This window comes from Streptomyces sp. CBMA29 (assembly GCF_014596445.1).
GTDB lineage: Bacteria > Actinomycetota > Actinomycetes > Streptomycetales > Streptomycetaceae > Actinacidiphila.
Genome location: NZ_MECL01000051.1, coordinates 1 through 16,231, shown reverse-complemented (window position 1 = coordinate 16,231; position 16,231 = coordinate 1). Strand labels below are relative to the sequence as shown.

General features: G+C 71.9%; 12 protein-coding genes and 1 pseudogene. 5 read left to right on the top strand and 8 right to left on the bottom strand.

The window, feature by feature from the left end; all coding sequences use genetic code 11:
- Positions 1-2,430: AAA family ATPase (locus BGM09_RS38460; protein WP_188280659.1), on the bottom strand; the 2,430-nt coding region annotated here is incomplete at its 3' end.
- 204 nt (positions 2,431-2,634) lie between these two features.
- Positions 2,635-4,500, bottom strand: a complete 1,866-nt coding sequence (locus BGM09_RS07520) for a M1 family aminopeptidase (protein ID WP_188280658.1) — start codon at positions 4,498-4,500, stop codon at positions 2,635-2,637.
- A gap of 590 nt (positions 4,501-5,090) precedes the next feature.
- On the opposite strand from BGM09_RS07520, the gene BGM09_RS07515 reads away from it, so the two are divergent.
- Positions 5,091-5,363 (top strand): helix-turn-helix domain-containing protein, encoded by a 273-nt coding sequence (locus BGM09_RS07515; protein ID WP_188280657.1) that lies wholly within the window; start codon positions 5,091-5,093, stop codon positions 5,361-5,363.
- 16 nt (positions 5,364-5,379) lie between these two features.
- On the opposite strand, the gene BGM09_RS07510 is transcribed toward BGM09_RS07515, so the two are convergent.
- The gene (locus tag BGM09_RS07510) at positions 5,380-6,120 is read right to left on the bottom strand and encodes a type 1 glutamine amidotransferase (protein ID WP_188280656.1); all 741 of its coding nucleotides are present in this window, start codon (positions 6,118-6,120) and stop codon (positions 5,380-5,382) included.
- A gap of 233 nt (positions 6,121-6,353) precedes the next feature.
- Between BGM09_RS07510 and BGM09_RS07505 the strand changes: the two genes are divergently transcribed.
- On the top strand, positions 6,354-9,773 hold the full coding sequence (locus BGM09_RS07505; protein ID WP_188280655.1) for a glycoside hydrolase family 3 C-terminal domain-containing protein: 3,420 nt from the start codon (positions 6,354-6,356) through the stop codon (positions 9,771-9,773).
- 77 nt (positions 9,774-9,850) lie between these two features.
- Here the strand turns inward: BGM09_RS07505 and BGM09_RS07500 are convergent, their stop codons facing one another.
- Complete coding sequence (locus BGM09_RS07500; protein WP_188280661.1) at positions 9,851-11,344, bottom strand: glycoside hydrolase family 76 protein; 1,494 nt, start codon at positions 11,342-11,344, stop codon at positions 9,851-9,853.
- Between the two features lie 287 nt (positions 11,345-11,631).
- On the opposite strand from BGM09_RS07500, the gene BGM09_RS07495 reads away from it, so the two are divergent.
- The 3 genes from BGM09_RS07495 to BGM09_RS07485 are packed head-to-tail and all read left to right on the top strand — an operon-like array spanning position 11,632 to position 14,269.
- Positions 11,632-12,870, top strand: coding sequence for an ABC transporter ATP-binding protein (locus tag BGM09_RS07495; protein ID WP_188280654.1), 1,239 nt, complete (start codon positions 11,632-11,634; stop codon positions 12,868-12,870).
- Positions 12,867-13,604, top strand: a complete 738-nt coding sequence (locus tag BGM09_RS07490; protein ID WP_188280653.1) for an ABC transporter permease — start codon at positions 12,867-12,869, stop codon at positions 13,602-13,604. The genes BGM09_RS07495 and BGM09_RS07490 overlap by 4 nt, the downstream gene beginning before the upstream one ends.
- Positions 13,601-14,269, top strand: a complete 669-nt coding sequence (locus tag BGM09_RS07485) for an ABC transporter permease (protein ID WP_188280652.1) — start codon at positions 13,601-13,603, stop codon at positions 14,267-14,269. The genes BGM09_RS07490 and BGM09_RS07485 overlap by 4 nt, the downstream gene beginning before the upstream one ends.
- A gap of 69 nt (positions 14,270-14,338) precedes the next feature.
- On the opposite strand, the gene BGM09_RS07480 is transcribed toward BGM09_RS07485, so the two are convergent.
- The 4 genes and pseudogenes from BGM09_RS07480 to BGM09_RS07465 all read right to left on the bottom strand — a co-directional run.
- The gene (locus tag BGM09_RS07480) at positions 14,339-14,917 is read right to left on the bottom strand and encodes a GTP-binding protein (RefSeq protein ID WP_188280660.1); all 579 of its coding nucleotides are present in this window, start codon (positions 14,915-14,917) and stop codon (positions 14,339-14,341) included.
- Between the two features lie 22 nt (positions 14,918-14,939).
- Positions 14,940-15,380, bottom strand: coding sequence for a DUF742 domain-containing protein (locus tag BGM09_RS07475; RefSeq protein ID WP_188280651.1), 441 nt, complete (start codon positions 15,378-15,380; stop codon positions 14,940-14,942).
- A 38-nt stretch (positions 15,381-15,418) separates the two neighbouring features.
- Entirely contained in the window at positions 15,419-15,910 is a 492-nt protein-coding gene (locus tag BGM09_RS07470) for a roadblock/LC7 domain-containing protein (RefSeq protein WP_188280650.1), read from the bottom strand.
- Positions 15,907-16,231, bottom strand: a pseudogene (locus BGM09_RS07465) (ATP-binding protein); the annotation flags it as partial. The gene BGM09_RS07470 and the pseudogene BGM09_RS07465, both read right to left, overlap by 4 nt.

Below are 16,231 nucleotides of genomic sequence, written 5' to 3'. Positions count from 1 at the left end.
CTCGGTGACCAGCGCGGCGGCCCTGTCGAGTACGGCGAGCAGCCCGCGACGGCCGAGCCGGGCGGCCTGGGCGCGGGTCGCGGCGACCAGGTCGGCGGCCTCGTCGGTGGCGCCCGACCTGACCAGCGCCTCCGCGAGATCCGCCTGCCAGCGGCGCATCGCCGGATCGCCCTGCCCCTGTCCCGTCTCCAGCAACCTGGCCCGCTGGAGCGCGTGCACGGCCGCGGCCGTCTCGCCGCGCAGCAGCCGCACATGGCCCTCCGCGTGCAGCGCCCTGGGCAGGAAGAGCTGGTCGTCGTCGTCCTCGCTGTGCCGTCTGGCCCGGTCGGCGGCGGCCAGCGCCCGGTCCGTACCGCCGCCCGCCGCCTCCGCGAGCGCGACCGCGTACCAGGCGGGGCCCTGGCTCAACCCGCCCTGCTCCGCGACCCGCAGGCTCTGGTGGGCCAGGTCGAGGGCGCGTTCGCAGCGGCCCCGCATGATCTCCACCTGGGCGAGGCCCGACAGGCACTGGCACAGGCTCTCGGCCGAGCCGCGCCGCCGCACCGTGTAGACCAGCGCCCGCAGTTCGGTCCGCGCGTCGTCCAGCCGGTCGTGCAGCAGATGGCGGCGGTGCTTGAGGAAGACCGGGCCGTTGTGGTCGAAGAGCACCCGCGGGTCCTGCGGCCCCGCCAGCGCGGCGGCCAGCGTGTCCTCGGCCTCCGGGCGGCCGAGATAGAACTCGACGGCCGCCTGCTGGCTGAGCGCCGACAGTTCGGTGCGGCGGTCGCCCGCGCTCCTGGCCAGTACGGCCGAACGCGCCGCGTGCGTATGGGCCTTGGCCGCTGTGCCCTCCACCATCCAGGCCCGCCAGCTCATCCGGTGGTGCAACTGGGCCAGCAGCCGCGGGTCGTCCCGCGCGTCCTCGAGCGCCTGCGGGAAGACGTCCGCCACTTCGGCCATCGCCTGCCCGCACGAGTCCACGATGACCATCCACGCCCTGACCCGGTCCGCGGGCCTGCCCGGTTCGGCCGGCGGCTCGTGCAGCACCTCGTGCGCGATACGGCGGGCCAGCGGGTAGTCGCCCGCCGCGACCGCGTCCTCCGCCGCCGTCAGCAGCCGGTCGGTCTCAGCCGTCGCGTCCCCCGGCGGAGTACGGTCGGCCGCGAGCCGTCCGAGCCGCGCCGCGGTCGCGGGGGAGCCCCGGCGGCGCGCCGCGGTCGCCGCCGCCGACAGCGCGGCGGCCACCTCCGCGTCCCAGCCGGGCGTCAACGAGGCCAGGTGGTGGGCCCGTTCGACCGGATCACCGGCCGCCGCAGCGAGCGCCGTGTGCACACGGCGCCGCTCGTCGGGCTCCGCGTCCTCGTACACCACCCGCGCCAGCAGCGGCGGTACGAAGCGCACCGTCCCGCCGTCCGGCACCGGCTCCACGACCCCCTGCCGTACCGCCTCGGCCAGTTCGGCCACCGCGTTCTCCCGCCCCGCCCGGCGCAGCAGCCGTACGGTCGGCCGCTCGGCGGCGCTCGCGGCGAGCAGCGTCGCGCGTGCCTCCGCGTCCAGCGCCGCCACCCTGCCGAGCATCGACTCCCGCAGCGGGCCCGGCACTTGGAGCGTCCCGCCCCCGTCCGGCTCCGCGACCGCGCGGGCCAACTCCAGCGCCACATAAGGATTCCCGCCGCTCTCGCGGTGCACCCGCGCGACGAAGCCCGCGCCGCCGACGACCCCCCGCTCGCTCAGCAGCGCCCCCGTCTCCCGCTCGCCCATCGGCGGCACCTCGAACACGGCGGCGCCCTCGGCTCCGTCCCACCCGGCCGCCGTCCCCCGGCGAGCGGCAAGCGTGGTCAACGGCAGCCGCCCGGCGCGGCGGACGACGAAGCCGAGCACGCCCGCGCTCCGGTCGTCGAGCCACTGGGCGTCATCGACTGCCAGCACCACGCGGGAGCGGGCGCAGAGCGAGGTGAGGAGGCGGAGCAGCGCGAGACACAGGGTGAGCGGATCGGGCTGAGCGGCCCCCGACCCGGCTGGTTCGGCGCCCGCCGCCGCCCCCGGCCCGGCGACCGGTGTCGTCCCCGGCTCCGCGCTCGGCGTCGTGCCCGGGGCCGGGCGGTGGAGGGCGGTGTGGAGGGCGGCGCGTTCGGGGGGTGGGAGGTCGGCGAAGGCCGCGTCCTCGACGTCGGAGAGCAGGTCGATGAGGGCGACGTAGGGGAGGTGGCGTTCGGCGGGGGAGGGGGCGCAGCGCAGGACGCGGTGGCCCGCGCTGGCCTGTTCCTCGGCCAGGGTCGCCAGGAGGGTGCTGCGGCCGATTCCGGCGGGGCCGGTGAGCAGCACCCCGGCGCCGCCGCCGAGCGCGGCCCGCGCGGCGGTCATCAGGGCGGCGCGGCTGCGGACCGCAGCCCGCCTCGTGGGGGTGGGGCGGGCGGCGGTCCTGCCTGCGGAACGCGTCGCTTCTGTCATGCCCGGGGCCCTCCCGACACGGCGTGGGCCCCGATCATCAGCTTCGATCGTGCACCTGTCAAGAAGGCGTGACGGCCGCGGAAGGCGACGCGTTTTGGGGCACCCCGTCCGGAAACCGCCGCGGCTCCCGGACGGGGGCGAGCAACAGGGGGCCGGGCCCCGGCCGGGCCTGGACCCGGACCCGGCCCCCCTGTTCGAAGGGCCCTAGCCGTCGATCCGGTGCTGCGTCCAGAAGGACGTCAGGTCGACCGTGGTCGCCGCCTGGGCCGCGGCCTTGAACTCCGCGGTGGTGGAGACGCCGTACCAGTGCGACTGCGCGTAGCCGCGCAGGAGTTGGGTCATCGTGGTGTCGCCGATGAGGCGCCGCAGGTCGTGCAGGGCGCACTTGCCGTAGTTGTAGACGACCGTGCCGTAGCGCGAGGAGTGCGCGTCCCAGTACGCCATCGAGTTGGTGATCTTCTCGGCGGAGGACGCCCAGGAGACGCTGTTCCAGCAGTTCGCGCCGGTCTTGCCGAGCGCCAGGTCGGTGGAGTAGTCCGCGAACGACTCGTCCAGCCACGGGCTGTTGTACTCGTCGTCGCCGACGATCCCGTACCACCACTGGTGCCCGATCTCGTGGGTCAGCGCGGTGGTGTCGACCAGGTCGAGCACGAAGCCCGGGTACTCCATCCCGCCGAACCAGAAGTTGTTGTCCAGCACGGCGTCGATCTCGCTGTACGGGTACGCGCCGAAGCGGCCCGCGTGCGCGTCCACCGCGTTCTCCGAAACGGTGAGCATGGAGTTGGAGTTGGCGGTGCTGATGCCGCTCACCGCGTACACGTTCACCTTCACGCCGCCCGGCGACGTACCGGACACCTTGCTGAACGGACCGGCGGCCCAGGCGAAGTCACGGACCTTGCTCGCCGTCGCCTTGGTGACGGTACGGCCGGAGGCGCCGGGGGTGTCCACCGAGGTGCCGGTCGCCGGGACGGAGATGCCCGTCGGGTGGTCGAGCGTCACCGAGAAGTCGGCGGCCAGCGAGTAGAACGCCTCGCCGTTGTTGGTGTACGGGTCGAGGTGCCAGCCCGCCGCGTCCCGGATCGCCAGCACCGGCAGCGCGTTGCCGATGAAGCTGAAGGAGCCGTCCTTGCCGAACCGGTCGGCCCCGCTGGGCACCACGATCTTCAGGTCGAACGCGACCGTGCCGCTCTGTCCTTGGGCGAGCGCCGCGGGCAACGTCACCTTCAGCGCGGTGCAGTTGACCGTCAGGGCGGACGCGGTGCCGCCGGTCACGTTGGTGACGGTGATCGGCGTCGTCGGGCAACTGCCGTGGTAGTTGTCCCACAGCCGCAGGTACACCTCGGTGAGCGGTGTGGCCGAGGCGTTGGTGAAGTTCACGCTCTCGTGGCCGTTCCAGGTGCCGCCGGTCGTGTCGCTGGTCAGGCTGACGGTGTACGCGGGCGCCGCGGGCGTACGTGTCGCGTCGGCCGCCGGAGGCGGTGTGGTGTCGCCCGAGGTGCTCAGCGCGATGTCGTCCAGGACGAAGCTGGTCTGGAGGCTGGAGTCCTCGGTGCCGGTGAAGGCGAGGGTGACGCTCTGCCCGAGATACGCGGACACGTCGACGGTCCGCTGCACATAGCCGGTGGCCGCGTTGAGGTTGGAGTACGTCGCCAGCGTGGTACTGCCGATCTTCGCGGTCAGCTTGTCGTAGGCGGTGGTGGTCGTGGTCTCCGCGGTGTCGATGTGCAGCCAGAAGGTCAGGCTGGCGGCCGAGCACCCGGCGGGGATCGTGACGGCCTGCGACAGGCTCTCGGTGTGCGTGGAGCCGTACCCGTTGAGCCAGGCGAACTGGGTGCCCGCGTGCGCGCTCTGCCCGCCGCCGGTGGTGATCACGCCGGTGGAGCCCGTCCAGGGTGAACTGCCGGGCTCGAAGCCGCCGTTGGCGATCACCTGGGTGGGGGTGCAGGCGGCCGGGGCGGCCTGGGGGGCGGTCCGCGGGGGTGGTGCGGCCTGCGCGGGCGCCGCGGCGACCGCGCCGCCCGCGACGAGGACGCCCGCGGCGGCGACCAGGGACAGAAGTCTGTTTCTCATCGGATCCTCTTGTGGGGTAGGCGGATGAGCCGACGGCGGAGGGTCGGAAGGCGGGTGGCGTGGGTGGCACCCCGGGTGGAGTCTGCACAGTGCGCTCACAGGAGGTAAGGCCCGCCGGAAATCCGTAGGGATATCCCTATGCGCGCGGCTTCACAATCCGCCGCGCTCACGGAGCGCCGAACGGAGTACCAAACGGAGCGCCAATGGGAAGCGGGAGCGCTCCCGCGCGAATGGTGTTCAGCTTTCAACCATTTCACGCAACTGCCCTTCTGGCCTGGGGAGTTGACGCATCGTCGCTGCTAAACCCGGATCAGGGTGTCACGTATGTGGCGTAGGTCACCTGATTGCCTCCCCTGAACCGGGCGGCGGACAGCCCCCGTTGTTTACTGTCGGGGAGTGGGCGGAGCGTCAATTTCAGGTCGATCACCGCGAGCTCATGAAGCCCGGCGGAGGGAGTGACGATATGAACGGTCAAATTCGGTCGGGCGATTGGCGTGTTCAGCCCATTCGGCACCTTCTGCGTTGAAGGTCTTCATTGGGAGTTGGGGAGTAGCGTGTACGGGGACAAGCTTCTTACTGACCGTCAAGGATTGAGTCGGTTCGACAGGGGACGGGGTGGCGGCGCGGGTCTCGCGCCGCTGGAGCGCTCGGCGCTCAGCACCCTCACCCCCCGCGAGCGCGAGGTACTGAGCGTCATGGGCTTCGGCGAGGGCAACAGGGCACTCGCCTCCCGGCTCGGTATCGCCGAGCGCACCGTGAAGGCGCATCTGACGAGCATCACCCGGAAGCTGGGGCTGCGCTCCAGGGTCGAGACGGTGCTCGTGTCACTGGAGTGGGCCGAGGATCTACGCCCCGTGGAGTGACACCCGCACGAGGTGATCACGCCGCCGAGGCGACGGCGGCGAAGCGCAACGCCACCTGACGCCATACGCCTGCCGCGGCCGCGTCGTCCCGCACGGCGGCGCGGTGCAGCTCGTCGCGGTCCACGCCGTGCCGCTGAAGGCGTTCGACGTTCCACCCGCGGATGCGGTCCGCCGTGGTCTCCGGGTGGAACTGAACGCCCCAGGCGTTCTCGCCGACCCGGAACGCCTGGTACGGGCAGCGCTCGCTCTCGGCCAGCCACCGCGCGCCGTCCGGCAGTTCGACGATGGCGTCCACATGGTTCTCGATCGCGGTGGGGCGCTCGGGCAGCCCGGTGAACAGCGGGTCGTCCGCCGCCTCCTGACGCAGCGTCAGTGTCGTGCTGCCGAATTCGGGCCGCCCGTGCTCGCCGCGCACCGCGCCGCCCGCGACCTGCGCCAGCATCTGGCCGCCGAGGCAGATCCCGAACACCGGTGTGCCGGCCTCCAGCGCCTGCCGCACCAGCTCGCGCGTCGCGGCCAGCCACGGGGCCCGCTCGTCGTCGTCGGGCAGATAGCCGCCGCCGAGCACGATCAGGGGCCGCCGCCCCAGCCGGTCGGGCACCTTCTCGCCGTCGTACGCGGCGACCACGTCCACGCCGACGCCGCCCTCGCCCAGCCACCCCTCCCACCGGCCGGGCCCCCCGGAAGCCCCGTGCTGCACCACCAACGCCGCCGTCACGCCCGTACCTCCGCTCGCCCGCCCGTCGTCCGCCCCCATGATCCCCCGCCCTCCGCCCCGGAGCCACCCTGCCCCCTATGACCCCCGCCACCGCGGATAGTCCCGGCCGCCGGAGCGTGGGCCGATGCCGGGACCCGAAGGGTCAGGCCGTTCAGAACAGCGTGTCGTGTTCATGTTCTTGACGCTCTTCATGGGCGAGCGCAGACTTCGAGGCGTTTGCGTTCACCTCCTGAATTCGCCGGCAATGACGCCCCTTTGGAGAACGTATGCGCATGGCTCGTCTCGCGGTCGCAGCAGCCGCTGTCACCGCCCTCGCCGTACCGCTGGCGCTGGCAGGACCCGCGTCCGGCAGCACCGGGCCCGCCGGAGCCGGGCAGCAACCCTGGCTCAACTCCCGGCTCCCGCTGGAGAAACGGATCGACCTGCTGCTCGGGCAGCTGACCAACACCGAGAAGGCCACGCTCATGACGGCGGTGGGCGTGCCGAGCGGTTCGCACGCCACCGGCTACATACCGGGCATCGACCGGCTCGGCATCCCCGGCACACAGTTCACCGACGGGCCCGGCGGCGTACGCGACGGGCAGCCCGCCACCGCGCTGCCGTCCCCGGTCTCGCTGGCCGCGTCCTTCGACACCGAACTCGCCAGGCGGTACGGCACGGTGATGGGCTCGGAGGCCAAGTCCCGCGGCTACCAGGTCATATACGGCCCCATGGTGAACATCGTGCGCACCCCGCTCGGCGGGCGCGACTTCGAGACGTTCGGCGAGGACCCGGCGCTGGCCGGTGACATCGGCGCGTCCGAGATCGACGGCATCCAGAAGCAGGGCGTCGCCGCGCAGGTCAAGCACTACGCGGGCAACAACCAGGAGAACGGCCGCACGACGACCAGCTCGAACATCGACGAGCGGACGCTGCACGAGATCTACCTGCCCGCCTTCGAGAAGGCCGTCAAGGACGCGAACGTCTGGTCCCTGATGTGCGCCTACAACAAGGTCAACGGCACCTACGCCTGCGAGAACGCGCAGATCCTGCGCGACATCCTGATCGACACCTGGAAGTACGACGGCGTCGTCGACACCGACTACCCGGCCAACCACAGCACCGTGGCCTCCGCACTGGCCGGTCTCGACCAGGAGTTCAGCGGCACCACCTACTTCCAGCAGCTCCCGGCGGCCGTCGCGGCCGGCCAGGTCCCGCAGTCCGTCCTGGACGACGCGGCCCGCCGCATCCTGCGACTGGAGTTCCGCACCGGGCAGTTCGACCGGAAGACCCCGGCCACCGTCGACTACGAGGCCGACAGCGCCTTCGCGCGCCAGGCGGCCGAGGACGGCAGCGTCCTGCTGAAGAACAGCGGCGACACGCTGCCGCTTGACACCCGGAAGCTGACGTCGCTGGCCGTCATCGGCCCGAACGCCGAGACCGCGGTCACCGGCGGCGGAGGCAGCTCCGCGGTCACCCCGTACAAGAAGGTCGACCCGGTCTCGGGGCTGAAGGCCAGGCTGGGCACCGGAGTCGACGTCACCTCGGTGAAGGCGGGCGGCGCGGGCGGCTTCCCGGCGATCCCGGCCTCCGCGCTCACCGGCCTCAAGGGCGAGTACTTCGCGAACAAGACGCTCTCCGGGACGCCCGCGGTCACCCGCGACGACCCGAACATCGACTTCGACTGGGTCCTCGGCTCCCCGGCCGACGGCATCCCCGTCGACGACTTCTCCGCCCGCTGGACCGGCACGGTCACCGCACCCGCCACCGCCGCGTACACCTTCTCCGCGACCAGCGACGACGGCAGCCGGATCTACCTCGACGGACAGCTCATCGTCGACAACTGGTCCGACCACGCGGCCAGTACGGTCAAGAGCGCGCCCGTCCAGCTCACCGCCGGCGAGCCGCACAGCCTGCGCGTCGAGTACTACGACAGCGCCCAGAACGCCTCGGTGACCGTCGGCTGGTCCGGGGCGGGACTGCCCGACCCGACCGTCCAGGCCGCGGCCGACGCCGCCGCCAAGGCCGACGCGGCCGTCGTCGTGGTCGGCGACTCCTCCAGCGAGGGCTCCGACCGTACGACGCTGGCGCTCCCCGGCAACGAGGACGACCTGATCCGCGCGGTCGCCGCCGCCAACCCCCGTACCGTCGTGGTCGTCAGGGCCGGAGCGCCGGTGCTCATGCCGTGGCTCTCCGACGTCCCCGCCGTGCTCGACATGTGGTATCCGGGCCAGGAGGACGGCAACGCGCTGGCCGCGCTGCTCACCGGCGACGCCGAGCCCGGCGGCCGGCTGCCCGTCAGCTTCCCGGCGTCCGACACGCAGACCGCCGTCGCCGCCGCGCCCGGCCGCTACCCCGCGGTCAACGGCGTGTACGACTACAGCGAACGCCTGGACGTCGGCTACCGCTGGTACGACCAGCAGGGCCAGACCCCGCTCTTCCCGTTCGGCTACGGCCTGTCGTACACCACCTTCAAGCAGTCCCACCTCAGGATCGACCACGACCGGGTCGAGGCCACCGCCCGCGGCACCGGGCCGGTCCGCGTCTCGGTGGACGTCACCAACACCGGCCGCCGCACCGGCACCGACGTGGTGCAGCTCTACATCGGCTACCCGGCCGGGTCCGGCGAGCCGCCGAAAGCCTTGAAGACCTTCGCCAAGGTCCAGCTCAAGCCGGGCCGGACGAAGACCGTACGGCTGACCCTGTCCGCCGACGCGTTCAGGACGTGGGACGACGACGCGCACGACTGGACGGTCCTCAAGGGCCGTTACCCGGTCTACGTCGGCCAGTCGTCCGCCGACACCCCGCTGAAGTCGGCGGTGACGGTGAGCAGGACGGTCGGCGCGCAGTACACCGCGCTCTCCGTGCCCGCCACCACCGACGCCGGTGCCTCTTACCCGGTGAAGCAGACCTTCACCAACACCGGCGACTCGACCGTGCGCGACCTCGCGCTGAGCCTGAAGGTCCCGGCCGGATGGACGGCAACACCCGCACCGGGCAAGGCCGTTGGCCGTACCGTCGCGCCGCACTCCTCGGTGAGCGCCACCTGGGTCGTCAAGGCGCCCGCGAACGCGGTGCCGGGCGCGGCCACGCTGACCGGGAAGGCGACGTACGACCTCGGCGGCAGGCAGAGCAGGACCGCGACCGCCACGACCACCGTCCCGTACGCGACGACGGCCGCCGCGTACAACAACAAGGGGATCAGCGCCGACAGCGACCCGGGCACGGGCACCCTCGACCCCGCGGGCTACAGCTTCTCCGCCACCCAACTGGCGGCGGTCGGCTACACGCCGGGCGCCACGGTGACCGCGGGCGGACTGCCGTACACCTGGCCGGACACGCGGCCGGGCCAGCCCGACAACGTGGCGGCGGCCGGACAGGTGATCCGCGTGCAGGGCCGGGGCGCCCGCCTCGGCCTGCTCGGCACGGGCATCAGCTCCACGCACGCCGGGACGGTCACGGTGACCTACACCGACGGCACGAGCACGGACCTCGCGGTCGTCCTGCCCGACTGGTACAGCAACGCGGCCAGCGGCAACAGCCAGTTGGCGGTCACCACGGCCAACTGGAACCGCCCGCCCGGTGACACGCTGGGCGACCACGCCGTCAGCCTGTACACCACGGGCGGCGCGCTCGACCCGGCCAAGACGGTCGCCACGGTGACGCTGCCGAACGACAGCGGCTTCCACGTGTTCGCCCTCTCGGTCGGCTGACACACCGACCGCGCGAAGCCGCCGCCCGTCCCGGACTCCGGGGCGGGCGGCGGCGTTTGACGCTCACGCCACGGACATCAGCTCGCCTCGGACGCGTTGAGCGCGTCCAGCGCGCTCTGCTGGCAGCCGTAACCGGTCCCGGCCAGCGGCCCGTTCCAGTGCGGCCCGTACACATCCAGCGCGTTGCGGTCGTTGGCGTGCGCCGCGTTCGCCTGCGTGTGCAGATAGCCGCTGTACGGGTGGTCGGAGAGCTGCTTGTTGAGGTCGCGCAGCCCCCGGACGTACGCGCCCTTGAACGACGCGCCGTCGTTGTCGCACGAGTCGCCCTCGCCCGGCTCGCGCAGCACACCGCCGGAGTTGACCGCGGCGGACGTGGTCGAGGCGTTGCCGAGGGTGCGCGCGGTGGTCAGCAGCCCGCTGTCGCCGGTCGCCTTGTACAGCTCGCTCAGACCGCCGAGGATCACGCCCTGGTTGTACGTCCACGTCGGCTGGCCGTTGTTGACGCAGGAGTCGTTGAGCCCGTCGTTGACCATGTGCGAGGAGTTGATCATCCCGCTGCTCTGGAGCCAGCTCCACTCGCCGCGCGCACGCCCGAGGTAGACGCTGTCACCTGAGATCCGGTTGTGCAGCGCGGCGTTGAGCTGGAGGTACAGCTCGTTGGTGATGGCGTTCTTGTACGCGTTCGTCTCGTTCCACTGCACTCCGCCGCCGCACTTGCCCGTCCAGTAGCCGAACATGTGGTCGGCGTCGGCGCGGGCGGTGTTGAGGTAGCGGCTGTCGCCGGTCAGGTCGTACGCGTCGACCCAGGCCAGGCCCCACCAGCCGGTGTCGTCCAGGTAGTCGTTCCTGAACTGGCCCTCGCGCGCGTTGACGTTGAGGTCGTAGGTGCGCGAGACCGCGTAGCCGTAGCTGGGCATGCCGCTGGTGCGGATGTTGTCGATCACCGAGGTCAGCGCGTTGGCCGCGGTCCACCAGCCGTTGCCGCCGAACAGTCCGGTGCCGCGGTCCCACTTCATCATCAGCGCGGTGGCGGCGGCCGTGCTCTGGCTCCAGGCGTTCCAGTTCGACCTGGCCCACTGGGTGCAGGCGATCTCGGGACGGTCGCCCGCCTTGCCGCAGGCGCGCAGCGCGCCGACCCCGTTGGTGTTCCAGTCGTCCACGTTGTACATCAGCGTGCGCCAGCCGCTGTTGGCCGCGGGTGTGACGGTGTCGCCGAGCTTGCTGCCGTCCGACCAGGTGGCGCCGCCGTCGAAGGAGCGGTCGAGCCAGACCTCGTCGCCCGGATTGCCGTTGCCGATGGACGCCCAGCCCATGGCATCGTTGTCATCCAGATGAAGTTGAATCGTACGGGAGTAGATCGAGGCGCTGACGGGCACGCGCTCGGAAGGTGCGGCGGCCGGATCGCGCGCGTCGCAGTACGTGTTGCAGATCGCCGCCGCGGCCTGCGCCCTGAAGGTCGTGGGGACCAGGCTCAGCAGCAGGCAGGACAGCACGAGGACGAGGACGCGCGAGGAACGCACGCGCGACGGACGGTGGGGGACCGCGTGATGAGCGGACAGGTGCGCGGGCATGTGTGCGGGCATGGCTCCGCTTCCCGGCGGCTCGGACGCCGCCTGTGCGACGGATGGTGGGGGGTGACCAGGCCCGGGGACCTGGCCGGGCCGCGGGGTCCGGCCACGTGCTGTCCTTCGGGCCTTGGTCGAGACCAGAACACCCCTATGGCCTGCCCATGTCAAGACGGCCGCCCCGCGTCCCATGGGACGGATGTTCCCCGGAACGGACACATGTGCGGGATAGGCTTTCCGCGCGACGGCCGGAAACAGTCCCCCCAAGCCCAGCCCCGAAGGGGATCAGGAACTTGATACAGATAGATGCGGTGACCAAGCGCTACCCCGACGGCACTGTGGCGGTCGACGAACTCTCCCTTGACATACCCGACGGCTCGATCACCGTGCTGGTCGGACCCTCCGGCTGCGGGAAGACCACCACCCTGCGGATGATCAACCGGATGGTCGAGCCCAGCGGTGGCCGGATCCTGCTGGACGGCACCGACATCCACGCGCAGCCGGTCAACGCGCTGCGCCGGTCGATGGGTTACGTGATCCAGAACGCCGGGCTCTTCCAGCACCGCACCATCGTGGACAACATCGCGACCGTGCCGCGCATGCTGGGCTGGGACCGCAACCGGGCCAGGAAGCGCGCCAGGGACCTGATGGAACGGGTCGGTCTGGACGCCTCGATGGCCAAGCGCTACCCGTACCAGCTCTCCGGCGGCCAGCAGCAGCGCGTCGGCGTGGCCAGGGCGCTCGCCGCCGACCCGCCCGTCCTGCTGATGGACGAGCCCTTCTCCGCGGTCGACCCGATCGTCCGCAAGGGACTCCAGGCCGAACTGCTGCGTATCCAGGCCGAGTTGGGCAAGACCATCGTCTTCGTCACGCACGACATCGACGAGGCGATCAAGCTCGGCGACATGGTCGCGGTGCTGCGGACCGGCGGGAAACTCGCCCAGTACGCGCCGCCGGACGAGCTGCTGACCGCCCCCGCCGACGCGTTCGTCGAGGACTTCCTCGGCACCGACCGCGGCATCCGCCGGCTGTCCTTCTTCACCTCGGCGGGACTCGAACTCACCACCGCGCCGATCATCGCCGTCGACTCCAGCGCCGCCCAGGTCGCCGAGCGCACCGCGGCGTCGGACGCCCCGTACCTCCTGGTCACCGACACCGACGGCAGGCCGATCGGCTGGACCGAGCCCGCCGCCGCCGCCAAGGGCGCCGACCGGCTGGACCGCGCCGATCTGCTGCCGCACGGACGCCCGTTCGTCTTCGGCGAGGAGTCGCTGCGCGACGCGCTGGACTGCGCGGTGCTCTCGCCCACCGGCTGGGCGGTCGCCGTGGACGACACCGGGCGGGTGGTCGGCGTCACCTCGCAGACGACGATCGCCGAGGCCATCCGGGGCGCCCACGCGGAACGCGGCGCGGGCAAGCCCGCCGCGAAGCCCGCCGCGTCCGGCGGGTCCGGCAAGTCCGCCGCGAAGGCCGCGAAGGCCGCGGACCCGGCCGGCGCCGGCCCGGAGACCGCTGCCAAGGCCGCCCGATGAGCGAGTACTTCAGAATCCCCAGCGACCTCCAGCACTCCTATCTCGGCCTGATCGGCCTGCACTTGCGCGAGGCGCTGCTCCCGGTGCTCTTCGGCATGCTCATCGCGCTGCCGGTCGCCCAGCTCTGCGTCCGCTTCAAGTGGATCTACTCGCCCGTGCTGTGGGTCACGACCGTGCTGTACGCGATCCCGTCGCTCGCCTTCTTCGTCGTCCTCATCGACTACACCGGCGCGACCGAGACCACCGTGATGATCCCGCTGACCGTCTACAGCCTCGTGCTGCTGGTCCCGGCGATCGTGGACGGCGTTCGGTCGGTGCCCGAGGAGACGATGGCCGCCGCGACCGCCATGGGGCTCGGCCCCGGACGCCGTTACCTCCAGGTGCAGTTGCCCATCGCGGTGCCCGCGATCTTCGCCGGGCTGCGGGTCGCGGCCGTGTCCAGCATCAGCCTGGTCAGCGTCGGCGCCCTGATCGGCAACCAGGGGGCGCTCGGCAATCTGCTCACCGACGGCATGTTCTACCACCGCACACCGCTCGTGGTGACCTCCGTGGTCTCCATCGCCGTGCTGGGCATGGCGGTCGACGGCGTACTGGTCCTGATCCGCATGCTGCTCACGCCGTGGATGCCGCGCGGCGGACAGGCCAGGCGCAAGGGCGTACCGCTGTCGGAACCGGCGGAGCCCACCTCACGCCCCGCGCCCACCGCGCCCACCCTGAAGGACGCCGCCCGATGAACGTCCTGCACTTCGTCAACGCCTTCTTCAGCGACGGCTCACACTGGCACGGCGCCGACGGCATCCCGCACCGGCTGTTCGAGCACGTCCAGTACAGCCTCATGGCCCTCGCCATCGCCGCCGCCATCGGACTGCCGATCGGCATGTTCACCGGCCACACCGGACGCGGCGGGAACGCGCTGGCGGCCATCGCGACCGCCGCGCGGGCGCTGCCCAGCTTCGGCCTGCTGGTGCTGATCACCGTCTGGGTCGGCATCGGCCTGACCCCGGTGATGATCCCGCTGGTCGCGCTGGCGGTGCCGCCGATCCTGGTCACCACCTACGAGGCCGTGCGCACCGTCGACCCCTCGCCGGTCGACGCGGCCCGCGGCATGGGCATGAGCACCACGAGCGTGCTCTTCCAGGTCGAACTGCCGGTCGCGCTCCCGCTGATCCTCAGCGGCCTGCGCTCCGCGGCGATCCAGGTGGTCTCCACCGCGTCGATCGCCGCGTACGTCAGCTTCGGCGGTGTCGGCCGCTACATCATCGACGGCCTCTACCAGCGCGACTACGAGAAGGTCGTCGGCGGGGCGACCCTGGTGGCGTGCCTCGCCCTCGCCACGATCGGCCTGTTCTGGCTGGTCAACCGGCTCGTGGTGTCCCCGGGAGTGCGCCGCAGCGGCTGACCGAGCGGTGGGGGAACGGTGGGGGAACGGCGGGGGAACGGTCGGGGGCCGTACGGCAACGGCCCCCGCTCAGCCCTCCGCGCGCGCCAGCGCCAGCTCCAGGACCACCAGCAGCGCGTCCCGTACCGAACCGCGCTCGCGCGCGTCGAAGGTGAACACCGGCACCTGCTCGGCGATGTCCAGCGCCCAGCGCACCTCGTCCATGGCGTGCTCGACGTGCCCGTCGAAAGCGTTGACGGCGACGGCGAACGGGATCGCCTTGTGCTCGAAGTAGTCGACGGCGGCGTAGCAGTCGTCGAGCCGCCGGGTGTCGACGATGACGAGCCCGCCGAGCGCGCCCTCCACCAGGTCGTCCCACATGAAGCCGAAGCGGTCCTGTCCCGGCGTGCCGAACAGGTAGAGCTTCAGCGACGCGTCGATCGTGATGCAGCCGAAGTCCATGGCGACCGTGGTGGTCGTCTTGTGCGGTGTGTGGCTGAGGTCGTCCACGCCCGCGGCGACCTCGGTGATGGCCGCCTCCGTGGTCAGCGGCCTGATCTCGGAGATCGACCCGACGGTGGTGGTCTTGCCGACCCCGAAGCCGCCCGCGATCACCATCTTCACCGGCAGCGGCGGACGGACGGCGGTCGGCAGCCCTGAGTCGGGCATCCGGGCGCCCCGGCCCGCCGCGTCACTCGGTGTCACGTAATGCCCCCCTGGAGTCGGGGATGGTGCGGAGCCCATCGATAACCCTTCGCAGTACGGAGATGTCCTGGGCGATGTCGGAGCTGGGAACGTAGACCGACAGATGGCCGCCGGACTGGAGGTCCTCGGCCAGCACGCGGACCACGTTCAGATGCAGGCGGAGCTTGGCGGCGATCTCCGCGAGCGACTGCGGTACGCGGCAGAGCGCGACGATGTCGTGCTCCTCGAAGGAGAGTCCGTCGAGCGCCCCGACACCGGCCGCGGTCGTCACCACCTGGGTCTCGACCGGGATCGGCGGTCCCGACCTGGTGCCGGCCACCCGGCCCGCGGTGACCAGGAACGGCCGTACCGCGGGTGCCCGGCCGACCGGGTCGTCGGCGGAGCCCGTACGGGACCCCTCGCCGACTGGCGTGTCACCGGCCGCCATGTGCCTGCCTCCTCCTTCTGCTCTCCTCGCGCTCCTCGCTAGTCCCAGGACCGGCCGCGCGGGGACGGGACGGCGACGCTGTTCTTGAGTTCGAGGACGAGCTGCGGGCTGAGGGCGGTGCCCGCGCGGTTGGCGAAGACCGTCATCTCGTAGGCGATGTTGCCGAGCTTGGCTTCCTTGGAGGTGACGACGCCGAGTACCGCGCCGCTGCCGATCGCGGAGACCAGCACATGGCCGTCCTCCAGATCGATGATCACCTTGTTGAGACCGCCGAGACCGTAGTTGCCCGCGGCTCCCGCCGCCAGGCTCGTGATGCCGGAGACGATGGCCGCCAGCCGCTCGGAGTCGGCCGCGTCACGCAGTTGCGAGACGGCGATGAGCAGGCCGTCGGAGGATACGGCGATGGCGTCGACCACGCCCGCGGTCTCGGTGGCGAAACGGTTCAGCAGCCAGGTGAAGTCGGCTGCGGCGGCGCGCAGATCGGCGGGCGGGTCCTGTCCGGCCGGGGTCCCACCTGTCGGCGATGTCACTGGTCCGCTCCTTCCGGAAGCCCTGCTTGGCTGTTCGTCGTACCGGGTGCCGTGCCGCTCGCGACGTCACGGTTGGCCCGCTCCACTGCGGCCTCGAACTCGTCGAGTTCCGAGCGGACTTCTTCTGCGTCTGTCTGACGGGGGGCCCGGCGTGCGGCCGAGTGTCCCGCGTCGGTCAGTGTGGTGGCGAGCGTGGCGCCGCGTACCCGGCGGCGCAGCGGACGGGCGCCGCCGTCCTCGCCGTCACTCGGGGGCCTGGCCTGCTCGGAGTGGGGGGCGGTGGGGCCGGCCGCCGCGGGTGCCGGGCCGGCCGGGGTCTCG